Origin of the sequence: Henriciella marina DSM 19595 (assembly GCF_000376805.1) — a bacterium.
GTDB classification, from domain to species: Bacteria; Pseudomonadota; Alphaproteobacteria; order Caulobacterales; family Hyphomonadaceae; genus Henriciella; species Henriciella marina.
Window position 1 is genome coordinate 2534377 of sequence record NZ_AQXT01000002.1, and the last position, 25268, is coordinate 2559644.

The 25268-nt window shown below is 60.1% G+C and carries 27 protein-coding genes; 14 read left to right on the plus strand and 13 right to left on the minus strand.

Annotation, left to right across the window (positions count from 1 at the left end):
• Positions 1-22: 22 nt before the first annotated feature.
• Positions 23-793: a ComF family protein gene (locus F550_RS0112590; RefSeq protein ID WP_018148923.1), complete on the minus strand. Its 771-nt coding sequence runs from the start codon at positions 791-793 to the stop codon at positions 23-25.
• Here F550_RS0112590 and F550_RS0112595 point away from each other — a divergent pair.
• Positions 792-1703, plus strand: coding sequence for a methyltransferase domain-containing protein (locus F550_RS0112595; protein ID WP_018148924.1), 912 nt, complete (start codon positions 792-794; stop codon positions 1701-1703). The genes F550_RS0112590 and F550_RS0112595 overlap by 2 nt on opposite strands.
• Before the next feature lie 120 nt (positions 1704-1823).
• On the opposite strand, the gene F550_RS0112600 is transcribed toward F550_RS0112595, so the two are convergent.
• Positions 1824-2501 carry a DUF1013 domain-containing protein gene (locus tag F550_RS0112600; RefSeq protein WP_018148925.1) on the minus strand — a complete coding sequence of 226 codons (678 nt, stop codon included), beginning with the start codon at positions 2499-2501 and terminating at the stop codon, positions 1824-1826.
• A gap of 217 nt (positions 2502-2718) precedes the next feature.
• On the opposite strand from F550_RS0112600, the gene F550_RS0112605 reads away from it, so the two are divergent.
• From F550_RS0112605 to F550_RS18645, 3 genes are all read left to right on the plus strand, one after another.
• The gene (locus tag F550_RS0112605) at positions 2719-3651 is read left to right on the plus strand and encodes a WcbI family polysaccharide biosynthesis putative acetyltransferase (protein WP_018148926.1); all 933 of its coding nucleotides are present in this window, start codon (positions 2719-2721) and stop codon (positions 3649-3651) included.
• Between the two features lie 248 nt (positions 3652-3899).
• Positions 3900-4235: a DUF4258 domain-containing protein gene (locus F550_RS0112610; protein ID WP_156807933.1), complete on the plus strand. Its 336-nt coding sequence runs from the start codon at positions 3900-3902 to the stop codon at positions 4233-4235.
• The gene (locus F550_RS18645) at positions 4235-4774 is read left to right on the plus strand and encodes a helix-turn-helix domain-containing protein (RefSeq protein WP_018148928.1); all 540 of its coding nucleotides are present in this window, start codon (positions 4235-4237) and stop codon (positions 4772-4774) included. The genes F550_RS0112610 and F550_RS18645 overlap by 1 nt, the downstream gene beginning before the upstream one ends.
• 44 nt (positions 4775-4818) lie before the next feature.
• Here F550_RS18645 and F550_RS17775 read toward each other — a convergent pair whose 3' ends face one another.
• From F550_RS17775 to F550_RS0112630, 3 genes are all read right to left on the minus strand, one after another.
• Complete coding sequence (locus F550_RS17775; RefSeq protein ID WP_083910987.1) at positions 4819-5541, minus strand: type I pantothenate kinase; 723 nt, start codon at positions 5539-5541, stop codon at positions 4819-4821.
• A 152-nt stretch (positions 5542-5693) separates the two neighbouring features.
• Positions 5694-6590, minus strand: a complete 897-nt coding sequence (locus F550_RS18650) for a PAS domain-containing protein (protein WP_083910988.1) — start codon at positions 6588-6590, stop codon at positions 5694-5696.
• A 167-nt stretch (positions 6591-6757) separates the two neighbouring features.
• Positions 6758-7735, minus strand: a complete 978-nt coding sequence (locus F550_RS0112630; RefSeq protein ID WP_026180759.1) for an NAD(P)H-quinone oxidoreductase — start codon at positions 7733-7735, stop codon at positions 6758-6760.
• A gap of 115 nt (positions 7736-7850) precedes the next feature.
• On the opposite strand from F550_RS0112630, the gene F550_RS17785 reads away from it, so the two are divergent.
• The 3 genes from F550_RS17785 (at position 7851) to F550_RS18655 (ending at position 10393) form a co-directional block, all read left to right on the plus strand.
• Positions 7851-8021, plus strand: a complete 171-nt coding sequence (locus F550_RS17785; protein ID WP_083911045.1) for a DUF1192 domain-containing protein — start codon at positions 7851-7853, stop codon at positions 8019-8021.
• 92 nt (positions 8022-8113) lie between these two features.
• Entirely contained in the window at positions 8114-8659 is a 546-nt protein-coding gene (locus F550_RS0112640; protein WP_018148933.1) for a DUF1465 family protein, read from the plus strand.
• 105 nt (positions 8660-8764) lie between these two features.
• Positions 8765-10393, plus strand: coding sequence for a pilus assembly protein (locus F550_RS18655; RefSeq protein ID WP_018148934.1), 1629 nt, complete (start codon positions 8765-8767; stop codon positions 10391-10393).
• Between the two features lie 9 nt (positions 10394-10402).
• Here the strand turns inward: F550_RS18655 and F550_RS0112650 are convergent, their stop codons facing one another.
• Entirely contained in the window at positions 10403-10861 is a 459-nt protein-coding gene (locus tag F550_RS0112650) for a winged helix-turn-helix transcriptional regulator (RefSeq protein ID WP_018148935.1), read from the minus strand.
• Between the two features lie 160 nt (positions 10862-11021).
• Here F550_RS0112650 and F550_RS17795 point away from each other — a divergent pair, with 160 nt between their 5' ends.
• Together F550_RS17795 and F550_RS0112660 are read left to right on the plus strand one after the other, a co-directional pair.
• Positions 11022-11594, plus strand: coding sequence for a peroxiredoxin family protein (locus F550_RS17795; protein ID WP_018148936.1), 573 nt, complete (start codon positions 11022-11024; stop codon positions 11592-11594).
• A gap of 45 nt (positions 11595-11639) precedes the next feature.
• Complete coding sequence (locus tag F550_RS0112660; protein WP_156807934.1) at positions 11640-12143, plus strand: hypothetical protein; 504 nt, start codon at positions 11640-11642, stop codon at positions 12141-12143.
• Position 12144: 1 nt separating this feature from the next.
• On the opposite strand, the gene F550_RS0112665 is transcribed toward F550_RS0112660, so the two are convergent.
• Both F550_RS0112665 and F550_RS0112670 read right to left on the minus strand, forming a co-directional pair.
• A complete protein-coding gene (locus F550_RS0112665; RefSeq protein WP_018148938.1) occupies positions 12145-12627 on the minus strand; it encodes an arsenate reductase ArsC in 483 nt (160 codons plus the stop codon).
• Positions 12624-14351 (minus strand): amidase, encoded by a 1728-nt coding sequence (locus F550_RS0112670; protein WP_018148939.1) that lies wholly within the window; start codon positions 14349-14351, stop codon positions 12624-12626. Before F550_RS0112670 ends, F550_RS0112665 begins: the two co-directional genes overlap by 4 nt.
• A gap of 82 nt (positions 14352-14433) precedes the next feature.
• Here F550_RS0112670 and F550_RS0112675 point away from each other — a divergent pair, with 82 nt between their 5' ends.
• Together F550_RS0112675 and F550_RS0112680 are read left to right on the plus strand one after the other, a co-directional pair.
• Positions 14434-16695 carry a prolyl oligopeptidase family serine peptidase gene (locus tag F550_RS0112675; protein ID WP_233349025.1) on the plus strand — a complete coding sequence of 754 codons (2262 nt, stop codon included), beginning with the start codon at positions 14434-14436 and terminating at the stop codon, positions 16693-16695.
• 152 nt (positions 16696-16847) lie between these two features.
• The gene (locus F550_RS0112680) at positions 16848-17735 is read left to right on the plus strand and encodes an SDR family NAD(P)-dependent oxidoreductase (protein WP_018148941.1); all 888 of its coding nucleotides are present in this window, start codon (positions 16848-16850) and stop codon (positions 17733-17735) included.
• A gap of 4 nt (positions 17736-17739) precedes the next feature.
• Here F550_RS0112680 and F550_RS0112685 read toward each other — a convergent pair whose 3' ends face one another.
• A complete protein-coding gene (locus tag F550_RS0112685) occupies positions 17740-18042 on the minus strand; it encodes a hypothetical protein (protein ID WP_018148942.1) in 303 nt (100 codons plus the stop codon).
• On the opposite strand from F550_RS0112685, the gene F550_RS0112690 reads away from it, so the two are divergent.
• Both F550_RS0112690 and F550_RS17800 read left to right on the plus strand, forming a co-directional pair.
• Positions 18041-19021 (plus strand): DMT family transporter, encoded by a 981-nt coding sequence (locus F550_RS0112690; protein ID WP_018148943.1) that lies wholly within the window; start codon positions 18041-18043, stop codon positions 19019-19021. The genes F550_RS0112685 and F550_RS0112690 overlap by 2 nt on opposite strands.
• Before the next feature lie 81 nt (positions 19022-19102).
• The gene (locus tag F550_RS17800; RefSeq protein WP_018148944.1) at positions 19103-19876 is read left to right on the plus strand and encodes a hypothetical protein; all 774 of its coding nucleotides are present in this window, start codon (positions 19103-19105) and stop codon (positions 19874-19876) included.
• A gap of 78 nt (positions 19877-19954) precedes the next feature.
• Here F550_RS17800 and F550_RS18660 read toward each other — a convergent pair whose 3' ends face one another.
• Complete coding sequence (locus tag F550_RS18660) at positions 19955-21925, minus strand: acyltransferase family protein (RefSeq protein ID WP_018148945.1); 1971 nt, start codon at positions 21923-21925, stop codon at positions 19955-19957.
• A gap of 171 nt (positions 21926-22096) precedes the next feature.
• On the minus strand, positions 22097-22924 hold the full coding sequence (locus tag F550_RS0112705; protein WP_018148946.1) for a hypothetical protein: 828 nt from the start codon (positions 22922-22924) through the stop codon (positions 22097-22099).
• 222 nt (positions 22925-23146) lie between these two features.
• Between F550_RS0112705 and F550_RS0112710 the strand changes: the two genes are divergently transcribed.
• The gene (locus F550_RS0112710; protein WP_018148947.1) at positions 23147-24163 is read left to right on the plus strand and encodes an SDR family oxidoreductase; all 1017 of its coding nucleotides are present in this window, start codon (positions 23147-23149) and stop codon (positions 24161-24163) included.
• A 21-nt stretch (positions 24164-24184) separates the two neighbouring features.
• On the opposite strand, the gene F550_RS18665 is transcribed toward F550_RS0112710, so the two are convergent.
• Together F550_RS18665 and F550_RS0112720 are read right to left on the minus strand one after the other, a co-directional pair.
• Positions 24185-24862 (minus strand): hypothetical protein, encoded by a 678-nt coding sequence (locus F550_RS18665; RefSeq protein WP_018148948.1) that lies wholly within the window; start codon positions 24860-24862, stop codon positions 24185-24187.
• A gap of 159 nt (positions 24863-25021) precedes the next feature.
• The gene (locus F550_RS0112720) at positions 25022-25207 is read right to left on the minus strand and encodes a DUF1674 domain-containing protein (RefSeq protein WP_018148949.1); all 186 of its coding nucleotides are present in this window, start codon (positions 25205-25207) and stop codon (positions 25022-25024) included.
• Positions 25208-25268 lie beyond the last annotated feature (61 nt).

Here is a 25268-nt window from a genome sequence, read left to right on the forward strand (position 1 = left end):
TCAGAATGAATAGGATCAAGCCTTATATGGTCACGTCAGACGGCCTGACAACGCGTGCGAGCACCACGACCGCGATATGGGCCGCGCCTGCCCGCTTCAGGGCAAGACTGCAGGCAGAGAGCGTCGCGCCCGTCGTGAAAACATCATCGACCAGAATGATCCGTGCGCCATCTACCTCCGCGCGTCGTTCTGGGCGCACAGCAAATGCGGCGCGCACATTGCGCCAGCGCTCGCGTGCCGAGAGACCGCCCTGGGTTGGGGTCGGCTTTCTGCGCACCAGCGTGTCGACCCGGGTTGGCACGCCAGAGCGGCGAGACAGACCCTGCGCCAGCCAGCCGGACTGGTTGAAACCGCGATGCACGAGCCGCCTGTAGTGGAGCGGTACCGGAACGATGAGGTCGGCGTCGTTCAGTACATCGTGCGCGGCCAGGTTCATCCAGCTTGCGAATGTGCCAAGACCATCGCGGCGCCCGGCGTGTTTGAGGTCCAGCACAAGTTTTCGAGAGACATCATCATAGGCGAGCGCCGCGCGGGCAGCGTCCCATCTTGGCGGTTTGGCGGCGCACTGGCCGCAAAGGCTCGCCTCGCCAAGATCGGTCTCTACCGGCAGGGCACATTGCCTGCAGCCACTGGCGCCAAGAAAGGTCAGCTGGGCGAAGTCTTCAGGGGCGATGAGGCCGTCGCCGCCATGATGACGGCCCGACACAAGCGAGCGCGACGGCCAGACGAAATGCGCCGCTGCGCGCAGTCCGCCCTTTGCCCTTCGCTGCGCAAGGTGCATATCCAGCCCCATGGCACCTGCTCCCCCCAAGCTCTTTGATCGCCGTCTGCATCGCCGCAACCGGGACCGCGCGGCGGCCCATTATGGCGACTATGCCTTCCTGAAAGAGCGGGAGTCGAGTCACCTGATCGAACGGCTGGAGGATGTCAGCCGGCAATTTGACCGCGTGCTGGACCTTGGTGCGCATGACGGGACGCTGGCGCGGATGCTGGCGGGCCATCCACAGACCGGCGCGGTGGAAGCCGGTGAGTCTTCCCCGATTTTCCGGGACGCTGCGGCGCGGGATGGCCTTGATGTGCGTGCGATTGATGAGGAAGATGTGGACGTTGAGCGCGCCGCCTATGACCTTGTTACATCAGTGCTTTCGCTTCACTGGGTCAATGACCTGCCGGGCGTGCTGATCCAGATTCGCCACGCGCTAAAGCCGGACGGATTGTTTCTCGGCTGCCTGTTTGGCGCTGGAACGCTCAGCGAATTGCGCACGGCTTTCCTCGAAGCAGAATCCGAGATCACGGGCGGCGCGGCCCCGCGTATCTCGCCGCTTCCGGGGCTTCAGGACATGGCCGGGCTGATGCAGCGGGCCGGATTTGCCTTGCCGGTCGTCGATGTCGAGCATGTCACCGTGCGCTATGACGACCCGTTTGCGCTGATGCGGGACCTCAAGGGGATGGGGGAACAGGCCGCTTTTGCCGTCAGTGAGAAAAGCCCGAGACGCCCGTTGTCACGGCGTATCCTGGCGCGGATGGCAGAGATATATGCCGAGCGCTTTGCTGACCCCGATGGCCGATTGAGGGCGACGTTCAACGTTGTCTGGTTGTCAGGCTGGGCCCCCGATGAGAGCCAGCCCAAACCACTCCGGCCGGGAAGCGCGCGTCATTCCATGGCAGATGCCGTTAAAAAGGCGCGCGGGAAAGACGACTGAGTTTCCGCGTGTTTGGACGGTGCAGTGATGGTGCACCCACGGTGTCTGGGCGGTGTCTCCAGACAAGAAAAGGCGCCATGGCCAAACCACAGCGCCTTTTCCAGTTCGTGAAAAGCTGATCTAGCCTTTGAAGTTCGAGAAAATGTCGTCGGCGTTCGGCTCTGCGCCGTCGCGGGAGTCTGGATCGACAGCTTCACTTGCCGCATCGGTGTCGGCGGCAGGTTTGAGGCCGGGGCCATCTTCCTGCTTGCCAGCTTGGGCGTCCATCTTCCGGCGCTTGTCGACCGCCTTGTTGACGACCTCATCAAGCTCGATCTGCGAACAGAGGCCGAGGGTCACAGGGTCGACCGGCTTGATGTTCTGCGAGTTCCAGTGGCTCTTGTCGCGCACATTGGTGATCGTCGCCTTGGTCGTGCCGATCAGTTTGGAGATCTGCGCATCTGAGACTTCAGGGTGGTTGCGGATGAACCAGGCGATCGCGTCCGGCTTGTCCTGGCGGCGAGCGACAGGCGTGTAGCGGGCGCCCTTGCGCTTTGGCTGCGGGATGTGCGCGATCTTGGATTCGGCCTTTCTGAGGCGATACTCGGCATCCTTCTCACCCTTGAGGATTTCGTCACGTGTGAGCTCACCGCCAGAGATCGGATCGACGCCGCGCATGTTTTCGGCCACGTCGCCGTCGGCAATGCCCTTTACCTCAAGCTTGTGGAGACCGCAGAACTCGGCGACCTGCTCAAACGAAAGCGTGGTGTTGTCGATCAGCCAGACGGCGGTTGCCTTCGGCATCAGAATATCGGCCATTGCGGGCTCCATCATGCTGGTCCCAGAAACGCAGCCGCCCGGCCTTTCGGGCCGGGCGGTCAGGTTCCAGAACGGGAAAAATTCCTAACAGCCCCCAGTATAGGCCGCCTCACTTCTTTTGAAAAGTCAGGCTTTGTAGTGAGAAAAACCTGTTTACGATGCGCCGACCCCATCCCATCATCTCCGTTAGGAGATTTCAGCGCCGAGCGGAGCTTTGATGCGAAAGATATTCTTTTATGGAAACTGCCAGTTGCTGGCGCTTCACGACCTTTTGACGCCGGTTCTCAAGGCGCACGGCTTTACGCCCGTCCATGTCGAGGAAGTCTACAAGATGACCCCGGCCGATGAGGAGGCCTCCCTTAAGGCGGCGGCCGAGGCTGAGCTGATGATCTGCCAGCCGGTCATAGAAAAGCCGAACAGGCCGTCGACCCCGGCGCTTCAGACGCTGTCGGCGTCCTCGCTGGTGATCCCCAGCATTCACTTTACCGGTTACCATCCAAACTTGCAGCTTCTCTGGAGTCCGCAAAAGCGCGGGACTGGGTGCCTGTCGACCTGGGCGCTTGTGCGCGCAGGGTTCGGCCCCAAAGCCTGTGAGGCGGCCCTTCTGGACCCCGGTGCCTTCGACGCAGAAGACGTGCGCACCTATGCGGCCGGGTCCATGGCCGAACTCAAGCGCCGCGAGCGCAAAGACGGCATCGATATTCCAATGAGCGATGTTCTGGAGACCAGCAGCGCGCGGGCGCTTTACACGATCAATCATCCGACACGGGACGTCATGGTCATCCTCTGCGATCGCATTCTGGATGAGTTGACCACGCGTGGACTGCTCCCAAAGGGGCTGCCCGGTCTGGCGCGGGACGCGCATTTCGAGCAGGCGATGAGTTCTCTCGATTTTATCGATCACCGGCCGCTGCCGACGGTCGCAAAGGCGCTCGGTGTCGATGGACCGGTCGCTTCCCGTAATGGAATGATCGTCAGCCGCGAGCGTTTCACCCTCGAGGGCGCATCGCCGCTTCAGGCGCTGACAATACCGAAGCTCGCAAGGCAGTACGCCAGAGAGCTGGAGCAAACAGGTTGGGATGACCGCATCGCCGAGAATGACAGGCTGGCGGACGCGATTCCACGGCCAAAGGTGCTGGCGACGGCTTAGGACTATGTAAGGGGGGGGATGGCCGCGGGTCGCGCTTCGCGGTCAGGCTCAAGAGCGGAAAGTCCCTAAAAATCGCTAGTATTGTACGAAGCGGGCGGGCTGGAAAGGTCGGCTTTGTGGTGTCGGGCGCGATCCGAAGTTTGTTGCGGCAAATAAGCCCGGAACAGGTGATTCACCTAGACGTTCATACCGCATTAATGCTTCACCTATCATATTGACAGGAGCGGCATATCATGATGATAGGAGGAATGGCTGATGATTTGAAACGCGTTACCCAGTTTCTGCCTAGAGTGGATAGGATCGAGTCTCGTATTAGAGAGCTCGCTCAAGACTCATTTAACGTGCTGATTAAGACGCAGCATGCGGCGGAGAGGCAGGATGAGCGCGGTATCACAGACAAAATGATCTTCGATGTCCTGAGAAAGGGATTCATCGACGGTGATATTCGTTCCGGTTCAGAGCCGGGCGAATGGAAGTGTAAAATGACACGTAAAGTAAACGGGAGTCGGGAAGTCGGAGTTGTCTCGGTGCTTATTCGGGACCAACGAATTCTCGTCATTACAGCGGAATGGGAAGATTTATAATGGAGGACGTGAACAGGCACTATTCTTTCGGCAAACCAGCCGAAAGGGAGCCTTACCACTACGTACAATGCGGATTGGACAATGTTTTCCTCTACGACGGCTATGAGCTGGAATGCATTGATGAAGAAGAATACGTCCGCGTCAGGAATGTTGAGGAGCTATGGAAAGGTATTGGTATTTCCGTGGCTACCGAAGCGCGAGAGCTTCAGCCAAAGGAAATTAGATTCCTGAGGAATCATATGGAGTTAACTCAAGACGACTTGGCTAAGAAGTTGGGAGTTGAGCCCCAAACGTTAGCTCGTTGGGAGAAAAGCCAAACCAAGCTCCCCGGGCCGGCAGACTTGGCTATACGCACACTTTTTCTTACGTCCCCGGCTGCCCAGCCCGAGGGAAGCGAAATCATCGGACGGCTCTTCAAAGTAATTGAAGACCGCGAAAACAATATACCACGAGACTTCAGTGCTATAAATTTTATCCGGTGTATGGAGGGATGGAAAAGGAAAAATGATGATAACCAGTTGGAATTGACTGGAGTCTAAGAACGCAAAGAAGGGGTGGATGCCGTGACTGCGGCATCTGCTTCTCACAAGCTCAGCCTGTGACCCTCATCTTTCATCACGACGATGTCGGCATGGTCGCGGAGGGGAAGGATGTGGTTTTCGAGGTTGGGGAGGTTGATCTTCTGCCAGACTTCGGTGCGCGCGAACTCCCGGGCTTCGGTTTCGCTCATGCCGCGAAAGCGCCGGTAGAAAGAGGCCGGGTCATCTGCAGCGGCATGCCAGAAGCGCATGAAGCGGTCGAGGAACCAGGTTTCGATATGTTCTGTCCTGGCATCCAGGTAGACGAACAGGTCGGGCTCTCCGGAGCAACGATCACCCGAAGACGGCGGGGTAAAGCCGAGCCCTTCCAGAACCAGGATGTCGGGCGGGCCGACAGTCCGCGACAGGGCCGGGTCGATGTCATAGGTTTCGTGGCTGTGGGCGGGAAACTCTGTCGGCAAAAGCCTGATCCGCGCGATCGCAGCGGCCATCGCGGCACTGTGATAGCTCTCCGGGAAACCCTTGCGCATCATCAGGCTGCGCTCTTCCAGAACGGCATTCGGATAGAGAAACCCGTCCGTCGAGATCGTTTCAACGGTCAGCGTTCCGGAAAGCTCATCGAGCAATTGGGCGGCGAGGGTCGTTTTTCCACATGCGACCGATCCGGTCAGGGCCACAATAAGCGGGCAGTTTTCAGTGCGCTCGCGCCTTATCCTGTCTGCAAGCTGGAGATGGCTGGCGTCCGGGGATGAGGCGAGGGGCGGCATCAGCGGCGCAATCCAAGGCCTGGCGCGGTCTGTCCGGCATCACGGTCCAGGGTCTGAACGGTTTGCAGCTGAGTGTTCATTGGGCGGCTCCACCTAGGGGGCGCATCGTATTCCGGGGGGGCAGAGGGAAATTAACGGTCGAAAACGGCGCCTCAGGCCTCAACTCTTCTGCTGGCGGCCGTAATGGACGCCATGAGAACAGAGTCGCGAAACGGTTTTGAGACCACGGGACATTTGCTCAGACGGTCTGGCAGGTCTTCGAGCTCTTCATAGCCGGTGCAGAAAACGACCGGCACGCCCTGATCCACCAGCTTCTCAGCCAGATCATATGATTTCGTTCCGCCTAAATTGGTATCGAGCAGCGCGATATCGGGAAGGCCATGCTGAAGCTCACGTTCGGCGCTGGCAATTGTCATGGCCGGGCCGATGACATCATAGCCTGCATCGGAAAGACGCATCTCCAGATCGAGCGCCGTCATCGGCTCATCTTCAACGACGAGAATTCGGGTCCGCCGCGTCGAGCGCAGGGGAGATTGTTGAGAAGACGACACCGAATTCGCCAATTCAGTTTCCAGAGTTGCGCCCGGCTTGATTTCTATCTTCGTGGGAAGCGTGGGTGAAGACCAGTCCCAATCAGAATCGATAATCTCATCGATCTGATCTGTGACATCCATATTGGTGCCGAACCAGAAGCGGATGGTTCCTGTCTCATCGCGGACAGGCTGAGCCTCTGACAGGAACCAGCTATAGCGGCCATCCTTGGCGCGGAGCGGAAACAGGTCTTCCCAGGGGTTGCCGGCGGCGAATGCCTTGTTGATCCGGTCGACAACGCGATCAACGTGATCGGGGTGATGAACGCTTTGCCAGCCCCAGCCATGCACCTCGTCCAGCGTGGTGCCGGTATAGTCGAACCAGCGCTTATTGTACCAGTAGATAGCCCCGTCAGCGTCTGCGACCCAGGCAAGCCTTGGCATGCGTTCGGCCCGCTGCCTGAAATCGGTTTCGAGGTCAGTCGGGTCATCCCCGAAGTTTTGCATTCTCTGTCCCATGAAAGGCTCCGGTCGCGTCAGGGAGGTGAATGTCTTGGCCCAGCGAAGATCTACACTATCGCACACTTATGACGTGTATTGAAGCCTTCCGCACCAGTCTGAGAAAGGAATTTTCAAATTTTAATTTTTAGCCGGTGGAGCAAGAGTTTGCCGCCTAATGCAGGGCCTCAGCCGACTTCGAGCAATAATTTGCCGATGTGGCCCCCTTTTTCCATTGCCGCCTGCGCGGCTTCAGCTTCGGCGATGGGGTAGACCTTCTCAATGACCGGCTTGATCTCGCCACTGGCGACCTTGGGCCAGAACCGTTCCTCGATGGCGGCGCGGATCTCAGCCTTCTCTTCGGCAGAACGGGCCCGCAACGTCGTGCCCGTCAGGATCAGGCGTTTGACCATGAGATAGATGAGGTCGAGCTCGACCTTTGAGCCATTAAGATAGGCGATGTTGCAGATGCGCCCGTTCACGCGCGCCGCCGAAATGTTTTTCTGGACATACTCGCCGCCAACCATGTCGAGGATGACATCCGCGCCGCCGCCTTCCTTGACGACTGTCTCGAAGTCCTCGGTCTTGTAATTGATCGTGTGTGTTGCGCCGAGCGCCTTTGCGGCGGCGCACTTTTCGTCCGATCCGGCGGTCGTCCAGATCTTGGCGGCGCCAGCTTCCTTCAGCATCTGGATGGCCATCGACCCGATACCGGATGTGCCGCCATGGACAAGGACGCTTTCGCCTTCCTTAAAGGCCGAGCGCATGAAGACGTTGGCGTAGACGGTCATCATCGCTTCGGGCAGGGCGGCTGCCTCTGTCAGGGACAGGTTTTCCGGCACAGGCAGGAGCGAGCCTTCATCGACGGCGCAAAACTCCGCATAGCCGCCGCCTGCGAGCAGGGCGCAGGCCCGGTCGCCTTCTTTCCAGCGGGTGACCTTCTCGCCAACCGCGACGATCGTGCCAGCACATTCAAGGCCCATGATCTGCGACGCGCCGGGCGGCGGGGGATATTTGCCAGCGCGCTGGACAAGGTCTGCGCGGTTAAGCCCGGCCGCGGCAACTTTCACCAGAACGTCATGCGCGCCAATCTCCGGGCGGTCCACATCAGCGAGTTTGAGGGCTTCGCCTTCTTTGGCCACGATGGCCTTCATCTGGTCGGTCATATCATCATCCCGTCTCTGGTGCTTTGCGGTGCGCGGCGGATTTCCGCTTGATTTCAGGACGTGTCTGTCCTTGCCTTGAGGGGGGAAGACGTAAGCGCGCATGGAGGCCCGATCAATGTTTGAAGAAGAACAGGCCAGTAACCCAAAGCTGGACCTTGAAAGATTGTCAGTCGATGAGCTGAAAGAGCGGATCGAGGTGCTGAAGGCCGATATCGCGGCGTGTGAAGCGGAAATCGAGAAGAAGCAGGCGCACAAATCGGCAGCCGATGACATCTTCAAGAGCTGAATGAGAAGCCCGATCTTAAGACCCCTTAAAGGGGTGGAGACCTAGGTTCGAAGAGACGCCGGCCTGCCGGATGATGACGCTGAGGGGTAAGAATGGCTGCCATTTCCAGTCAACAGACCGACATTGATGCGCAACCGGACTTTGCCGGCAGCCGGGTGTTCGACAAGGTGTTTGCCGAAGGCATGGCGCTGGTTGAGCGCACCGCGACCTATCTCGATGGCCCCGGCCGCGACATGTCACGCAGGCTGCCGCGCGAAGCGGGTCTGACCTATGCGGCCTGGAGCATGGAGCTGACCGCGCGCCTGATGCAGGCGGCAAGCTGGCTGGTCATGCAGCGGGCGGTTCGCGATGGCGACATGTCGCGTGATGATGCCCTGTCGCCAAAATACAGGATCAGCCGGGATGGCCCGGCTCTGGAAGCGGCGGCGCAGCGTGGCAGCGGGCTGCCGGACAGTTTCCTCGATCTCGTCGAGAATGCCGAGGCGCTGTACAGCCGGATCTGCCGGCTGGATGAAGCGATCTATCTCGGTGAGGCAGGCCATGTCGAAGGCCCGGTCAACCGGCAGCTGGAAGAACTGGAACATGCTGCCCAGCAAGGCGCTTTTGATCCTCTGCGCGTCTGGGGCCGAGCCCGGTAAAAGCCCGTTTCCGTGCGGTAATTTCCGCATTCAGATGAAATTTTACACATTAGTAGAACGCGATTTTGACCGACCGGGCAGATAAGGACGTCTGGAGGGCGCCTTATGAGCTTCTGGCACGACCAGCGCGGCAATACCGCGATGATATTTGCGATCTGTCTCATCCCGCTTCTGGCGATTGCCGGGGGCGCGATGGATATGACGCGTCACCGGACCGCGTCGGTCGAGACGCAAGCCGCCCTTGATGCGGCCCTTCTTCATGTCGCGCACGGGATGGGGGAACGCAGCATCGAGGAGCTTAAACTCGATGCGCGGCAGATCTTCGATCAGCAGATGGTCGAGCGGGGTTTTACGCTTGAAGATTTCGACATCGTTCAAAACGGCGATGACATCACCGCAACGGTGGATGGCGAGATCCAGACCACGCTGCTGGGCCTGATCGGGATCGGCACGCTCAATGTCTCGCGCATATCGCAGGTTCGCTATAGCGAGCGGCAATTCGAGATCGCTCTGGCGCTCGACACGACCGGCTCGATGGCAGGCGACAAGATCGTTCAGTTGCGCGCGGCGGCCAAGCTGCTGGTCGACAAGATCGACGCCGGCACGAGCAAGACAGCGAACCGGCGCTTTGCGCTGGTGCCGTTCACGACCTGGGTGAATGTCGGGCCGGAGAACTGGAACGAGGACTGGATTGACCAGGATGGCCGCTCCGATGTCAGCGCCACCAATCTTCTGCCGCGCACAAGCCGGACCGCGCTTTACGAAGCGCTGGGCGAGGCCTGGCCGGGCTGTGTCGAGGCGCGCGAATATCCGCTGGATGTGGACGATACGCTGCCCGAGCGGCGCAAGCCTGAAACGCTTTTCGCGCCGAGCTTCTATCCAGATGAGCCCGATGACCGGCGCCGGTATGCCAATGACTATCTCGATGATGGCCTGCTGTCCTGGAACGCGATGAACGTCATCTCTGACGTCACGAAATATGGCGTGGCGATCATCAAGGCGTCTACCGGGCGCGGCAGGGCCTGGGGCGACGATGATGATGACGACGATGATCGCGGCTACGGCAATGACGACGATGATGACGATGATGAAAGGCGCGGCCGCCGCGGAGGCCGGGGCAATGTCGACCTGAAGCGGACCTACCGGTTCTATTCGGACGTAACCACACCCATCGGCCCGGGTTTCAACTGCTCGACCCGCCCGATCGTCCCGCTGACGCGCAATGCGTCGCTGATCAAGAGCGAGATCGACCAGCTCCACGCAGAAGGCAGCACGAATTTGACCGAGGGTGTTGCCTGGGGCTGGCGCACGCTGTCACCCGAGCGCCCGTTTACCGGCGGCGCGCCTTATGATGATCGCGGTGTCGACAAGGTTCTGGTCGTGCTGAGCGACGGCAACAATCATATCTCCGCACGCGGCGACATGCGCGGGAGCGATTATTCGGCCTATGGCTATGCGGCAAATGGACGGCTCAATGTCGCTGAGCGGCCTTCGCAGGATGAAATCTGGACCGAGATGGACGAGCGCACCGTCGAAGCCTGCACCAATGCGAAACGGGCAGGCATCATTGTCTATGCCGTCCGTCTGGAGCTTAAGGATGAACGGTCCGACGGCGTGTTGAGCGCGTGTGCAAGTTCACCGGACAAGTATCTCGATGTGCCGGAGGCGAGCGAGCTGGATGAGGCGTTCAGCCTGATCGCAGATGATGTGCTCCAGCTTTATCTGGCGAAATAAAGCGGCGGCCTAGCGCCGGATAACGACGCGGAGGTCCTCGACGGGCACCTCGCGGCCAGCCTTCGAGACAAAAGCGAGACGCACGCCGTCACGGCTTTCGGCATCTGTGAAACTGATCGGCGGCTGGCCGTCCGCGCCGAGCCATTTGTCGCCCCACTGGGTAAGGCCGATGAGGATGGGGCGGAGCGCTTCGCCCTGATCAGTCAGAACATATTCCGACCGCGCGCGACGGCCCTTCAGCTTGTAGGGTTTCTTTTCCACAAGCCCCGCATCGACAAGATCGTTGAGACGGCTGGAGAGCACGGTGCGCGGGGTACCGAGTTCCTGCTGGAAATCATCGAAGCGGCGCACGCCATAAAGCGCTGATCGCAGGATCAGCATCGTCCAGCGGTCACCGATGAGTTCGATTGCGCGCGCAAGGTTGCACTGCGAGGGCGGGACTGGCGATTTTCGCGACAAGGGGATCATGATGAAGTAAAGCCTGCATGAGTTCGCATGACAAATCCAGCCTCGAAATTGTGTCTGCCTTCGCGTGTTCGGCCCACTCACACTTCGCGCACGCAAATGTCATTCGCCATGCTGTCGGTCGGGCTGTAGTCCAGAGACTGCCAAGGAAAAGGATCTGACCATGTTTCGTACACTTTTTGCCGGGGCCGGTTTGGCTGTCGCCATGGGTCTGGCCGCGATCGCGCAGGAGGCCTCCATTGGCCCGGCGATTGGTAGTGAGGCGCCAGAGGCCCAGGTCGTGACGGCTGGCGGCGAGGCGGTCGCCCTGTCTGCTTTATCCGGTGAGAGGGGAACGGTCATTGCCTTTGTGAGGTCCCTTGACTGGTGCCCCTATTGCAAGCAGCAGGCGATGGACCTTGAGGCCGCAAAGGCGCCGCTGGAAGAGGCAGGCTGGACGCTGGTGGGGCTGTCTTATGATGCGCCGGAAATCCTGTCAGGCTTTGCTGAAGAAAAGGCACTGACCTACACGCTGGTGTCGGATGAGGGCTCGGACGCCATCCGCGCATTCGGATTGTTGAACGAGGACATGCGGGAAGGGTCGCGCTATTGGGGCATCCCGCACCCGGCAATCGTGTTTGTCAGCGCCGACGGGACCGTTGCCGCGGTGGTGCGCGAAGATGGCTATAAAGAGCGCCCGCCGGTCGATGTCGTCCTGGAAACCGCGCGCGACCTTGCCGGCGCGTCAGCCGAGTGAATCGCGGCTGGCCGCTGCGCCGGGATGGCCCTAGATTGTGGCATCATGGTCCATCCACTTTCACGAGAACTTGCAGACACGGCGAAATTTGCGTCGACGCACGCCATCATGGTCATCGAGACCGAAACCTCGTTGCCATGGCTGGTCACGGGCGCGGTACTGATGGTGCAGCAGGCCTGTGTCATGGCGCTATCGGAGGCAGGCGCCGAGTTGCCAGCCATGCCGGGACCGGGCGAGCTGGTGGCGCGGGCGGCTGACCCGGCCTATCTGGAGCAGCCTTTCACGGCCCCGCTCCGGGCCGATGATCACCGTGCCATCGAACGGGTCGTGGCGGCGCGAAACGATGTGATGCATCCGCGTCCCAAAGGCCTTAACCTGGATGCGCGGCCGCTGCCTCAGGGGCTGCTGGCCTGCACCAAGCTTGTTCGCCACCTTGCGATTACACAGCCGGTGCGCCCCTCGATGGTGGATGGGCATGACGCTGTTGTGGTGACAGACGCGCTGGCCCTGATCGAGACGTCAGCCGATTTCTGGGCGAGTATCTTCTGACCTAGCGCCGCGTATGGATCGCCTGGATTTCAGCTTTGAGCTCGGCGTCGTTCATGGCATCGAAATCAAGCGCAGCGACCCGCTGAAGACGCTTCTTGAGGCTGAAATACGTATCCTCGAACGCGATCCGCTGGCGGGACATCTCTTCGACATCGGCAGGGTCCGAGAGACCCCAATGAACCTGCACGGGATGGCCGGGCCAGTAAGGGCATACCTCGCCAGCGGCATTGTCGCAGACCGTGATGATCACATCCATTTTCGGCGCATTGTCGCCGGCAAAGACATCCCAGCTTTTCGACGTCAGGCCGCTGGTGTCATGTCCCTTGGCCGACAGGACCGAGAGCGCCAGGGGATGGGGCTCTCCGCGCGGGGACGATCCGGCGCTATATCCCTTGAAGCCGGGCATGGCAGAGACCAGCACTTCGCCGATAATCGAGCGCGCGGAATTGCCCGTGCACAGAATGAGTATGTTGTGGTTCTTCAAAGGGATGGCCGGTCTCCCGCAACGCCAAGGGCGTCTTCGAGGGCTGCCCCGAAAGAGAGCAGCGTGTTTTCCTGAAAAAGTGGAGCCCAGAGCGAAATAGCGATGGGTGTGCGGGCGGTCTCGGCGGTCTCATCCTGTGGCTGGCCGAAAATGCTGCGCGGCTGCGTGTCCTGAAAGCCTGCCCGCATGACGAGGCCTGGATGGCCGGTAAAATTAGTCGGCGTGAGCATGCCGGATGCGAAGTTGGGTCCGATAACCAGATCGACCCCTTCAAAGGCTTCATGCATGGCTTGCATCCAGAGACGGCGCAGACGGTCGACCTGGATGAGGTCGATCGCGGAGACGAAGCGGATGGCGCGGAAGCTGTTGGGCCAGGCTGGGTCTTCCTGCCAGACCATATCGTCATCGCGGTTGGAGAGGGTCAGCTCTTCGAAGGCGGCGGCCGCTTCGGCCAGCAATTGTTGCGGTAGAGGCGCCGATGGCAGATCGGGCAGTTTGAACTCGACCCGTCTGGCACCGAGGCGCATGGCCTCATTGAATGCGGCTAGTTCGACATCGCTGGCGGTCTCTCGCCAGGCATCGTTGAAGCCGATTCTCAGGCCTGAAAAGTCAAAAGTCGGCTTGTAGGCAAAACTGGAGCGGACCGAGCTTGCATCGTCGGGGTCATAGCCATTGATAGCGGCCATCACATAGCCGAGATCAGCCACGCTGCGCGCCATTGGCCCGACCTTGTCCAGCGACCAGCAGAGCGCCATGCCGCCGGCGCGGGAGACACGTCCAAATGTTGGACGCAGGGCCGCTCCGCCGCAGCGATGGGAGGGCGAGACAAGCGACCCGAGCGTTTCAGTGCCGATTGCAAAACCGCAAAGGCCAGCAGCAACCGATGAGGCTGACCCGGCGCTTGACCCCGACGAGCCTTCGCGCGGGTCAAATGGATTGCGGGTGACGGCGCCGTACCAGATGTCGCCATAAGCCAGGGCGCCGCAGCTCGTTTTGCCGAGGAGGACCGCACCTGCCTCTTTCAGCTTGCGGACAACGGCGCTGTCTTCGGTGGCGGGCTGGCCTTCGCTATAGGGTTTTGCCCCCCAGGTCGTGCGCGCGCCCACAGCGTCGAAGAGGTCTTTCAGGCCATAGGGAATGCCATGAAGGGGGCCGCGGTAATTGCCGCTCGCCCGCTCGGCATCCATTGCGTCGGCCTCGGCGCGGGCGCGCTCTGGCATCACCGCGATCCAGGCCTTGAGCTTCGGATCAATCTGCTCGATCCGGTCAAGATAGATGTCGGTGAGCTGGCGCGAGGAGATCGCGCCCGAGCGGATCCAGCCTGCCAGCTTCGTCAGCGGCGCAAATGCGATATCGGTAGAGTTATCCGAAAGGTCCGATGCCGCTTTGACGGACGCCGACTTGCCTGACGACGCCTTGGCCGCCGGGTAGCTGACTTTGGGCAGGCGTGGATCGAATGTCTGCGCGGGGGCGAGCGTGTTCGGCTTTTCAACAGCGCGCAATTGCTGGATCGCGCTGAGCTGGTCCTCGACGGCCGAGACCATCTGCTCGCGTTCCGCGTCCGTGTATTCGACGCCGGTGAGCTTTTCCGCGCTCGCGATCGTGCTGGGGGACAGACCTGTTATTTCGCTTTCCTGTGCATTTGCGCGTCCAGACAGAGCAGCCATGCCGGATATACCTGCGGCGCCAACCTTCAGCAGATTGCGGCGGGTCGTCTCTTTCATTCGGCCTCACTTGTATCCGGACAAATTTTTCTGCTTAACCATGCGGGTAACATGAATCCTGTCACCTTATCGGAGTTTCAGAATGAAAAAACCCCTGACAGCGATGGCCACAATAGCGCTGATTGCAGCGTGCCAGTCGACACCGCCGCAAAGCGAACAAGCTGAGGTGGCAGACACCGTTGCGACCGCACCTGAAAAGGCCGAACCCATGACCGAACCCGAACCTGCCGAGACCGCGCCTGAAGAAACGGCGATGGAAGTGAATACCTATCCGCAAGAAGAGGTTGCTGCAGGCGAAGACCCGTATATCTGGCTGGAAGACGTCGAGGGCGAAGAAGCGCTGAACTGGGTGCGCAGCCAGAATGAGCGCACGCTTGAGGCCCTTCAATCGGGCGACATGTACCAGCGCTATTACGAGGACGCGCTTGACGTTCTCCAGTCAGACGAGCGCATTCCGTATGGTGTCGTCCGCGATGGCTGGGTTTATAATTTCTGGCAGGACAGCACGAATGTGCGCGGCATCTGGCGGCGGACGCCGCTGGAAAGCTATGCCAGCGATAATCCCAATTGGGAAACGCTGCTCGATATCGACGCGCTGGCTGAGGAAGAGGGCAAGAACTGGGTCTACAAGGGCGCCAACTGCTTCCAGCCGGACGGCGAGGTTAGCTGGTACTGCATGATCTCCCTGTCGGATGGCGGCAAGGATGCCGTGATCCAGCGCGAGTTCTCCATTTCCTCCAGGAGCTTTGTCGAGAATGGCTTTGTGACGAACGAAGCCAAGCAGGGCCTTGCCTGGGTCGACCCGAATACCGTGCTGATCGCAACCGATTGGGGCGAAGGCTCCACGACGGCGTCCGGTTACCCCTACATTGTGAAGCGGTGGTCGCGTGGCACGCCGCTCTCGCAGGCTGTCGAGGTTATTCGCGGCGATGAAAGCGATGTCGGCGTGTGGCCGATGGTGATGGAGACCGAAGATGGCCGCCGTCTGCAGGGCGCGGTCGAGGCTGACACGTTCTTCACATCGACCTTCTGGTGGCTGCCGGAGGGCGAGCGCCAGCCGGTCAAATGGCCAATCCCTGCGAAATCCTCTCCCGAGGGCATCTATCAGGGCAACTTCATTGTCTCTCTGAAAGAGGACTGGTCTCCAGCATCGGGCCAGTCTTTCTCGTCTGGTGATGTCGTCGCGTTCAATCTCAACCGGTTCCTGAACACGCGCCAGCTTCCGCCTGTCTCACTGGTTTTCCGCCCCGATGGCAGCCAGGCCGTGAACGGCGTGGCAATTGCCGACGGGGCGGCGCTCTTGTCGATCAATGAGAATGTGCGCGGCAAGGTGATGATGATCGAACCGGCCATGGATGGCTGGTCGACAACGGATCTGACGCTGCCGGGCACATCCGGTCAGGCAGGCATCGCCTTTGCCGACAAGGATTCCGATACGGTTTTCCTCAACTATGAGGACTTCCTGACGCCGGACTCCCTGCTGCGGTACGATGTCAGCACGGGCGAGATCACACCGCTCAAAAGCCTGCCGGAAAAGTTTGATGCCGACGGCCTGAAGGTGGAGCAGCATTTCGCGATTTCGAGCGATGGCACGGCGATCCCTTACTTTATCGTCTACAAGGACGGCATAACGCTGGATGGGACCACACCGACGCTGCTTTACGGTTATGGCGGGTTCGAAGTCTCCATGAGCCCGTCCTATTCGGGCGTGCGCGGGCGTCTGTGGCTGGAGCAGGGCGGGGCGTATGTGCTGGCCAATATCCGCGGCGGCGGCGAGTTCGGGCCTGCCTGGCACCAGGCTGGCCTGAAGACCAAACGCCAGATCATCTATGATGACTTCATCGCCGTGGCTGAAAACCTGATCAATCGCGGCGTGACGTCCACTGAGCATCTTGGCATTATGGGCGGGTCGAATGGCGGTCTTCTCATGGGTGTGATGCTGACACAGCGTCCTGATCTCTGGGACGCGGTGGTGGTGCAGGTGCCGCTGCTCGACATGCTGCGCTATCACCTGCTTCTGGCAGGGGCGTCATGGGTCGATGAATATGGCTCACCGGACGTCGCCGAGGAACGCGCTTTCCTGGAGACGATCTCGCCCTATCAGAACTTCGATCCGCAAGCGGACTATCCGATGCCGTTTTTCGTCACATCGACCAAGGATGACCGGGTCCATCCCGGCCATGCCCGCAAGATGGCGCGCAAGTTCGAGGTCGCTGGCAAGCCGTTCTATTATTATGAGAACATCGATGGCGGCCACTCGGCAGCGGCAAACCAGAAGGAAGCGGCGCGCCGGAACGCGCTCGAATATACCTATCTGCACCGCAAGCTGTTCGGCGACGAATAGACCGCCGGACACTGTCGCATGATGAGTAATGAAGACCCCCGGTCCGTATAGGGTGCCGGGGGTTTTCTTTGCCGTGCCTTTCCGTGGCGCCAGTCTTGACTTGAGAGCGGCTGCAGCGCCCCCTTCGTGCAAACAATTCTGAGGAGGAAACAATGGGCGATCTGAGCGGAAAAACGGCGATCATCACGGGCGCCGCAAGCGGCATCGGCTATGCCGGGGTCGAAGTTTTCATCGAGGCCGGCGCCAATGTCGTGGCGGGCGATATCCAGGATGAGAAAGGCAAGGCGCTGGAGCAGCGCTTTGGCTCTGACCGGGTGCGGTATGTTCATTGCGATGTGACCAAGACGGCCGACCTTCAGAAGCTGTTCGACACCGCGCAGGAGGCCTTTGGCGGGCTTGATATCCTCTGGAACAATGCTGGCCATGGCGGCACCCCGACCGGGGTTGAAGAGCTGGACGAGGATGGCTGGGACATGACCATGAACCTTCTGCTGAAGTCGGTCTTTGTCGGGACGAAGCTTGCTGTGCCGATGATGAAGGAGAAGGGCGGGTCGATCATCAACACCTCATCGATCTCCGCAGTTTGCGCAGGGTATGCACCGATCACCTATTCGGTGGCCAAGAAAGGCGTGGCGCACTTCTCCAAACTCGCAGCCGCTGAACTCTCTAAGTACAAGATTCGGGTCAATTCGATCCTGCCGGGTTTTATCGCAACGTCGATCTTCGGCTCATCGCTCGGCCTTTCGCGGGAACAGGCCGACCAGATGGCAGCATTGGTCGAGCAACAGGGCGGAAAAATGCAACCCGCCGGGCGGACCGGCGCTGGCAAGGATATCGCCGAGATGGCGGCCTATCTCGCCTCAGAAAAGTCCGGCTTCATCACCGGCGGGGAGTTCCTCGTCGATGGCGGCATGACGGTTGGTCCGCGCCATAGCTGGGACGAGGCCGATGGCGGGCCGCTGCTTGATGCGCTGGGGATCGACCTGGAGCAGGCCGAGCAAATGCGTCTGGCCATGCAGGCGGAACAGGCCAAGGGCTAAAGGCTTATGTCTTTCGGGTTTCGCCAGTCGCCGCGGCGATGGTGAGGCCGGGAATGCCCTCGACGGCGGACAGCAGATCGTCGAGAGACCTGGCAGACGCCACGGGGCGGTCCTTCTCATCATAGAGGGCGAACCCGTCGCTCGTCTTGCGAAGCGGAAATTTGCGCCAGTGGGCCCGAGTGCGATAGAGCCACACTTCTTCCGGCTCTGCGCCAGCTGCTGACCAGCCCGCCCAGACGTGGTCGGCAGGGACGCTTCGCCATAGCTTGTCGATCTCGTCGAGGTCAGATTGGGAAAATGTCTGCATGAGCCGTGAACTGGATGAAAACGCTGAAGCGCAGCCTAGAGCAGGCAGGCTGTCAGGCAATGCCCTTGGCGCGGTTTTCATGCTGTTCTCGGCGGTGGGTTTTACCGCCTACACGATCCTCTCCAAGACGCTGACCGAAGAGGTCCACCCGGTTTTTCTGGCGTTCTGGCGAGCTTTCTTTGCGTGCCTTCTGTCTGTGCCGATCATCTTGCGGGTCGGTCTTCACAAGATGCGGACCAAGCATCCGGGCCTGTTGTTGCTGCGGTCGCTCTTCGGGACGCTCGGCTTCACGCTGGCGATCGTGGCGCTGTCGGCGGACTACAATCTTACATTCTCGCAGTTTAACGCGATCAGTTTTTCGCGCTCGCTTTTTGTAACGGTACTCGCGGCCGTATTCCTGCGGGAGGTGGTGGGCAAACATCGCTGGGGCGCGGTGATCGTCGGCTTTTTCGGTGTGCTGATCATGGTGGTGCCGGGGGTCTTCATGTTCTGGACGCCGGTCGCGCCAGAGGCAGGCTTTCACCTTGATACGGGCACGATCTGCGCGATCCTGAGCGCCTTCTTCCTCGCCTTTGCGATCGTGCTGGTGAAGACGCTGTCATCAGAGCTCTCGGCGGTGGCGTTGCTGACCTATGCCAATGTGCTCTCATCCATCCTGCTTCTGCCATTTGCGATCTATTACTGGTCGATGCCGTCGCTGGAGACATGGGGCTGGATCGTCGTGATGGCGGGCGTCGGCTTCGTCGCGCAGTTCTGTTACATCTCCGGCGTCAGTATCGGGGACGCGTCTTTTCTGTCGCCGCTCGACTATCTTCGACTGCCCATGGCGACGGGGGCCGATCTCATCATTGTCGGCATGTTGCCGGGCATAAATGTCTGGATCGGCGCGGCCATCATTATCGTTTCAGCGGGCTATATCACCTGGCGCGACCGCAAGAAGGTCGCCCAGAAGGTCACGGTGCTGCAGAAGCGAATGTAGGCGCTGGACGGCTCGCCAGCCGGGCTTGCCGCGGCGTAGGTGATATGCTCGACTTGCGTCTCGGACGAACAGGAGCCCGGCATGGACAAGTCTCTCGATATCGGCGCGGTCATTGGCGACACGTTTGGCGTTATCGGCCGGAAGTTCGTCGATCTCGCAACGCTTGGCGTTCTGATCGTTGGGGTGCCGACTCTGCTTGTTACCTTCTTTTCGTCGCAAGCCATGGAGCGCACGGTCGAGCAGGGCGCGCTCGATCTTAACTTTTCATTCGGCCTGTTTCTCGCCAACATCCTCTATGCCGTTTTCCCCTTCATGCTACAGGCGGCCGTGGTCTATCTGACCGTCGCCTCGCTCAATCGCGGGCGTAGCGGCCTCGGCGATGCGATCGGTACGGCGCTCAGGGCGTTTTTCCCACTCCTGGTCGTCTCGATCCTGATGAGCATCGGCCTGACGATCGGGTTTCTCCTGCTGATTATCCCGGGCCTGATCCTGCTGACCGTGTGGGCAGTTGTGGTGCCAGCGCTGGTGGTGGACCGGGCCGGGATCTTCGGGTCCTTCGGCCGCAGCGCAGATCTCACACGCGGGTCACGCTGGCGGATCTTCGGGCTGATCCTGCTGGGCTATATCGCCATGTTTGTGATCGCGGCCCTGTTCGGCCTTCTGGCGGTCGGCGCCTCGGCAGGGAGCGTGGTCGCAGGTGATGGCGGTTTCAATGCCTCAGGCCTGATCGCAGGTGTCGTCATCGATACAGCGCTTGCCATCGTCGCAGCGGTGGGGGTCTCGGTGCTCTATGTCCATCTCAGGGAAATGAAGGACGGCACCCGCGTCGATGCGATCGGCGACGTCTTTTCCTGACAGGTCAAAACGCCAAGGAGAGAAAGGTAGGCTGCGCTCGCAGTTCTGAGCGTGTAAAAGGTTTCGCAACCCGGCGCCTCAAGGCAGGTTACCCGTCTCCACCAACCAGGCCTCGATCGCGCGGGCTGCCAGCTCTGACCCCCGGGCATTGAAGTGAATGTGGTCCTTGTGAATCAGCTGGCCGTCCAGTTCGTACCGGGGATAGCCGCCGTCGCAGATGAACTTCTCCATCGAGAAGAACCTTTCCTCTGGGACAAGCTTATCGACACCCCGCTCCGACCCATCGCACCCGATCTCCACTCTTGACCGCAGCGCTTCCTTGATGCCCGCGCCTTCCGGAAGCCGCGCGATGATGTCGGCCGGCGGCTGATCAAAATACGGAATCTGCCCGAGCATTACGTATGGAATACCCGCTGCATCAAGACGCCGAGCGGTTTCGGCAAAGCCCGTTGCAAGCGGAAACCACCGGGAGGTACTGGAAATAACGACCAGATCATACTGGTTGTTGGCAATGATGTCGGTCAGGAACGCTTCGACATTGGCCGGGCAATTGGGTGTATCGTGTTCGGAATAATTGAGCATCGGCGGACAGCTGGCCGATGCAAACTGCAGCACCTGATATCGGCCACTGAAAACCTCTCGAAAACCGCTGACCAGATGCTCAGCCGTACTGTCTCCGAACAGAAGAATGCTTTTTTTCCGTGATGTTGGATCGATCTGGTAACAGGCCGGATCGATATCCTCACGGGTGTGCGGCAGGTTCATGAAGCACGCATGATCATCCCCCGTTGCCGCCGTTTCCAAAAGCTCCATCTCCTCTGCGGAATACCGCCAGGTCGCGCCGCCCGTGAAGTAGATCATCGCCCCGAGCCCAACAAAGACGCTTGCCAGGATTGCCGATCCACCAAGGAATCTTCGGTTGGCCGCTTTTGTGGTGCCAGGCTTTCTCAATGGTTGTTCGACGAACTGGTACATCAGCGCCGAGATTGCTACGGCGACAGCAAATAGAGCGGCTTGCTCGAGCAGCGTCGCCTGTGCCTGATTGCGCCAGTACAGATAGAACACGATCAACGGCCAGTGAACGAGATACAGCGAATAGCTGATCCGGCCCACCCATACGACAGGGGCGGTACGCATCCAGCTGGTCGTGCGGGCTGTCTGGGCAGACTGGATCAGCAGCGCTGCCCCGATGCATGGCGCCAGCGCGCGCCAGGCCGGGAAAACGTCCGTACTGGAATAAAGCCCGACAGGTGCCAGGATCATTACCAGCCCTGCCGCCGCAGCGATTTCGGCGGCCCATCCCTTGCGGAGCATTCCCGATGGCGACCAGTTCAGCAGTGCCCCGATCGCGAACTCGAACATCCGGAACATGGTCAGGTAAAATATCGAGGCGTGCTCGTTCTCCATCCAGCTGGCCAGGGGCGGAGCCAATGTGCGGGTGACCGTCGAATTGAAATAGGCGAGATCGAAATTCCAGAGCAGGCTGAGAAGGCCGACAATCACCAGGCCCCAGATCGGGGCGGACCGCTTCGAGATCCGCATCAGCAGGAATAACAAGGCCGGCCAGATGAAATAGAACTGTTCCTCAACCGAAAGTGTCCATGTGTGCAACAGCGGTTTGGTAATCGCGGCCGCGTCGAAATAGCCGGCCTCCTGCCAGAACCAGATATTCGACACACTGAAAATGGAGGTGATGAACGAGCCAGCGAACCGCTGCAGCGGCTCGGGCGGAAACAACAGGATTGCCGCAACCAGACTTGCCGCCAGCGTCAAGGCAAGAGCCGGAAACAGCCGCCGGACGCGTCTCAGATAAAAGTGTCCGAACCGGAAGGTGTTTGTGGAATCGACCTCGTTCCGGATCAGGCCGGTTATAAGGAATCCCGAGATGACGAAGAAGACATCGACGCCGATAAAGCCGCCGCCGAAACCGGTTGTCCCGAGATGGAAAAGAACGACGACGACAACGGCGATCGCCCGCATGCCGTCGATGTCCGGCCGGTAGCCAGTTTTGACGCGGCCAATGGATGCCGCGTCTACGATGTCCTTCATGTCGCGCCCCACCTCGTCGCCGACAACCTTACCTGACCGCAGGGCCTAACCGACGATCCTCGCACGATAGCTGAGGCAATGCTGGCGCTGCTCCTCCAGAATGTCAGCATACACCCTAAACGAGTCGGTCAGACTGTCACAAGAGCAAGCTTGTATCGCCTTCCCTCGAATTTATTCCGGAAAGAAGGTGTCGCCATATGACTTGAGGTCACGCTTGACCCGCATGCAGGCGAGGCTTTCCTCACAGGTCGAGACATCGAGCCGGGAAAGATAGGCCTCGCGGGCATTTTCGATGTCGATGCCGAAAGCTTCCTCAGCATAGGCACCGCAGACCGACCGACCGGTGCGTTCTGCTTCTTTAAGTGCGCCCCTGTTCTTGCTCAGCAGGGGAACGCTGGCATGTCCGCCGTTTACACAGCGAGCCATGTAGCCAAGCCAGTCGCCATGCTGCCTCGCGATATCCCTGTAGCTCTCAACGAAGGCTTTGTCGGTCATGTCCACGTCTGGTGTGGCCAGATAGTAGACGCTGGAGGGATCGTACTTCTTGGACTCCACGCGCGAGACAAAGCGTTTGTTGCCGTCAAAGTCCGGCCTGTCGGAAATGCTATTGCCGCCCTGCGAACCGGGCGTGAACTCAGCCAGCCAAGCATTCAACGGGTCAGGGAAAAGCACGGCGTAAGCCGGATCGCGGCCAGCAACGCCGACATAGGCCGCCCGCGCCTCGCTCACATCGCCCTGCTGGTGCGCGATATAGGCGCCCGTGAAATTTGTGATGAGGAAACCCAGCGTGAAAAAGGCGACCGCTTTCCAGCGGAAGAAGAGAAGCGAGACGATCGTGCCCAGAAGGAACGCGCCGATGACGACGGCGAGCCACTGATATGACGTGCCCCAGAGCGAGATTATCGACCCGAAAAAGAAGGCCAGAATAACAAGCAGGAATAATAGCCTGACGAGATTTGGGACAAAGCCATTGCCCAGAAGTGTGCCGCGCGAACTCATCTTAACCCCCAGCGTTTCAATCGAACCAATATGCCGGGCCAAGCTGAACGTGAGATAAACAGAGACGGGTCCTGCGAAACTTATTTGCAATCAAAACAGACTGGTAACCAACAGGATATGGTTGCTGGCCTGCTATTCCAGGGCGCTTGTCCCCGTCCCGGTCCGATTTCGCTTGCCAAAATCGGGCCGGGCCACAACCTTCTCTAGCAGAAGGGGAATTTGATGGAAAAAGTACTGGTCACCGGCGCGACGGGGTTCATTGCCTCGCACCTTATCCTGCAGCTTCTGGACAAGGGCTATGAGGTTCGAGGGACGGCGCGCTCAACCGAGAAGGCCGGTCGCCTTAACAAGATTCTGTCGGACTATGCCGGCAAGCCGGTCAGTATAGATATCGTGGCCGCGGACCTTTCCAGCGATGACGGCTGGGCCGAGGCGGTGAAGGGGGCTTCCTATGTCCAGCATGTCGCCTCGCCCTTTCCGACAGATGCGCCGAAGTCAGCTGATGAGCTGATCATTCCGGCGCGCGATGGGGCGCTGCGCGTGTTGCGGGCTGCAAAGGCCGAAGGCGTGAAACGGGTTGTGATGACGTCGTCCATGGCAGCGATCGGCTATGGCTGGGGCGAAAAGCGCCCCGACACGCTGACCGAAGTTCACTGGTCGAACGCTGACAACCTCAAGGACAACACCGCCTATGCGCGGTCCAAGACGATCGCGGAGAAAGCCGCCTGGGACTATGTGACCGGTGAGGGGGCGGGGCTGGAGCTGTCGGTCATCAATCCTGTCGCCGTGCTTGGCCCGGCCATGAGCAAGGATGTGTCGTCCTCACTCCAGCTTGTCAGCCAGCCACTGGAGGGCAAGCTGCCAGCTTTTCCGAAGCTGAGCTTTGGCATCATCGATGTTCGCGATGTCGCGCGGGCCCATATAGAGGCGATGCTGCGGCCAGAAGCCAATGGCGAGCGCTTTATCTGCGCCGGCGATCTTTTGTGGATGGAGGAAATGGGTGAGGTGCTGCGCAAGGCCTTCCCTGACCGGAAAATTCCCAAAGGCACGCTGCCGAACTGGGTCGTTCGCCTTTTTGCGATGGCAAACCCGCCACTGAAACAGACACTTCCTGAGCTTGGCAAGAAACGCGCTTATTCCAATGAAAAGCTGAAGACTGTGCTGGGGATCGACCCGATCCCGGCCGATGAGGCCATTCGGGCGAGCGCCGAAAGCCTGATCAAGGTTGGCGCTGTCTGAAGGTCTTTGGTGGTGAACGGCCTAGTGGCCGCCGCCGTGGCCGCCACCTTTGTGACCGCCGCCGCCACCGCATTTGTTGCAGCCACCACCACCACGATGTTTCTTGCCGCCGCCGCCGCGGAAGCCGCCCTGGAAGGTGAGCGCGGCCGTTGCCGAGGAGAAGGCGCTGGCTGACGAGCTGGCGCTGGCATAGGCAAAGCCACCGCCGCCGCCATAATAGCCGCCATCGACGCCGTTGCCGACGCCGCCATCAAAGCCTGCAATGTCTATCGTGACATCGCGGCGGGCATAGCTGGTGCGCGCTGCCGTGCGGGTCACGGCGCGCTGAACCGGACGCGGCGCGGGGCGGCTGACATAGCTGACCTGGGCCGGGCGACTCGCATAGCTGTTATAGCCGCACGCGGCGCCGTAAGCGTGGTCATGACCTGCGTGGGTCGTGGCATAACCGTGCGAGACCGCGCTTGACGTATAGCTTGTCGCTGCGGGGCTGCGTTGCGCTGTCTGAGGCAGAGGCGGGCACGACCAGGTGTCGGGCCCAACCAGATAGCACCCCGGTTCTGGCGGGGTTGGCTGTGCATGCGCCTGAAGCGGTGCGGGGCCGCGATTGACCGGACGGTTTGCGTATCCATCTGCGACAGCTGGCGCTGCCATGAGTATCGCAGCGGCGGCAAACGCCATCACTTTGTACTGATTTGGCATAAAGTTCGCCTCCTGAGCGAAAGTCCGGTCATTCTACTGGGTCTGCAGCAAGTGCAGGGCCATGCGCCAGTAAACGCGACACTTTCAAACGAATCAAATGGCTTAACCGGAGACGCGAACGGATTTCGCCTATGACGGGCGTGACCCCGTGTTGCCAGACTAGAAGTCGTAGGCGATGCCTTTGCGTTCCCAGTCGCCAAAGCGGGTGGGCTCACGGTTCCTCGGGCCGCCAGATTCCTTGTCGCGCGCGGCTTCGAGCGCAGCTTCGTGTTCAATCTGGGCTTCACGGCGGGCGCGGGCCTCATCAAGGGCGCGCTGGGCTTCGGGAGGAAGTGGTTTGTTCATTATAAAATTTTCATGCGTTGCGCGTCAGGCTTCTCACAAGCGTTAACGCTTTCCATATACT

Excerpts from the sequence above, each read along its gene's own strand:
- F550_RS0112595 (WP_018148924.1), top strand. The coding sequence starts at position 792 with ATGGCACCTGCTCCCCCCAAGCTCTTTGATCGCCGTCTGCATCGCCGC.
- F550_RS0112590 (WP_018148923.1), bottom strand. The coding sequence starts at position 793 with ATGGGGCTGGATATGCACCTTGCGCAGCGAAGGGCAAAGGGCGGACTG.
- F550_RS0112600 (WP_018148925.1), bottom strand. The coding sequence starts at position 2,501 with ATGGCCGATATTCTGATGCCGAAGGCAACCGCCGTCTGGCTGATCGAC.
- F550_RS0112605 (WP_018148926.1), top strand. The coding sequence starts at position 2,719 with ATGCGAAAGATATTCTTTTATGGAAACTGCCAGTTGCTGGCGCTTCAC.
- F550_RS0112610 (WP_156807933.1), top strand. The coding sequence starts at position 3,900 with ATGGCTGATGATTTGAAACGCGTTACCCAGTTTCTGCCTAGAGTGGAT.
- F550_RS18645 (WP_018148928.1), top strand. The coding sequence starts at position 4,235 with ATGGAGGACGTGAACAGGCACTATTCTTTCGGCAAACCAGCCGAAAGG.
- F550_RS17775 (WP_083910987.1), bottom strand. The coding sequence starts at position 5,541 with ATGCCGCCCCTCGCCTCATCCCCGGACGCCAGCCATCTCCAGCTTGCA.
- F550_RS18650 (WP_083910988.1), bottom strand. The coding sequence starts at position 6,590 with ATGGGACAGAGAATGCAAAACTTCGGGGATGACCCGACTGACCTCGAA.
- F550_RS0112630 (WP_026180759.1), bottom strand. The coding sequence starts at position 7,735 with ATGACCGACCAGATGAAGGCCATCGTGGCCAAAGAAGGCGAAGCCCTC.
- F550_RS17785 (WP_083911045.1), top strand. The coding sequence starts at position 7,851 with ATGTTTGAAGAAGAACAGGCCAGTAACCCAAAGCTGGACCTTGAAAGA.
- F550_RS0112640 (WP_018148933.1), top strand. The coding sequence starts at position 8,114 with ATGGCTGCCATTTCCAGTCAACAGACCGACATTGATGCGCAACCGGAC.
- F550_RS18655 (WP_018148934.1), top strand. The coding sequence starts at position 8,765 with ATGAGCTTCTGGCACGACCAGCGCGGCAATACCGCGATGATATTTGCG.
- F550_RS0112650 (WP_018148935.1), bottom strand. The coding sequence starts at position 10,861 with ATGATCCCCTTGTCGCGAAAATCGCCAGTCCCGCCCTCGCAGTGCAAC.
- F550_RS17795 (WP_018148936.1), top strand. The coding sequence starts at position 11,022 with ATGTTTCGTACACTTTTTGCCGGGGCCGGTTTGGCTGTCGCCATGGGT.
- F550_RS0112660 (WP_156807934.1), top strand. The coding sequence starts at position 11,640 with ATGGTCCATCCACTTTCACGAGAACTTGCAGACACGGCGAAATTTGCG.
- F550_RS0112670 (WP_018148939.1), bottom strand. The coding sequence starts at position 14,351 with ATGAAAGAGACGACCCGCCGCAATCTGCTGAAGGTTGGCGCCGCAGGT.
- F550_RS0112675 (WP_233349025.1), top strand. The coding sequence starts at position 14,434 with ATGAAAAAACCCCTGACAGCGATGGCCACAATAGCGCTGATTGCAGCG.
- F550_RS0112680 (WP_018148941.1), top strand. The coding sequence starts at position 16,848 with ATGGGCGATCTGAGCGGAAAAACGGCGATCATCACGGGCGCCGCAAGC.
- F550_RS0112690 (WP_018148943.1), top strand. The coding sequence starts at position 18,041 with ATGAGCCGTGAACTGGATGAAAACGCTGAAGCGCAGCCTAGAGCAGGC.
- F550_RS0112685 (WP_018148942.1), bottom strand. The coding sequence starts at position 18,042 with ATGCAGACATTTTCCCAATCTGACCTCGACGAGATCGACAAGCTATGG.
- F550_RS17800 (WP_018148944.1), top strand. The coding sequence starts at position 19,103 with ATGGACAAGTCTCTCGATATCGGCGCGGTCATTGGCGACACGTTTGGC.
- F550_RS18660 (WP_018148945.1), bottom strand. The coding sequence starts at position 21,925 with ATGAAGGACATCGTAGACGCGGCATCCATTGGCCGCGTCAAAACTGGC.
- F550_RS0112705 (WP_018148946.1), bottom strand. The coding sequence starts at position 22,924 with ATGAGTTCGCGCGGCACACTTCTGGGCAATGGCTTTGTCCCAAATCTC.
- F550_RS0112710 (WP_018148947.1), top strand. The coding sequence starts at position 23,147 with ATGGAAAAAGTACTGGTCACCGGCGCGACGGGGTTCATTGCCTCGCAC.
- F550_RS18665 (WP_018148948.1), bottom strand. The coding sequence starts at position 24,862 with ATGCCAAATCAGTACAAAGTGATGGCGTTTGCCGCCGCTGCGATACTC.
- F550_RS0112720 (WP_018148949.1), bottom strand. The coding sequence starts at position 25,207 with ATGAACAAACCACTTCCTCCCGAAGCCCAGCGCGCCCTTGATGAGGCC.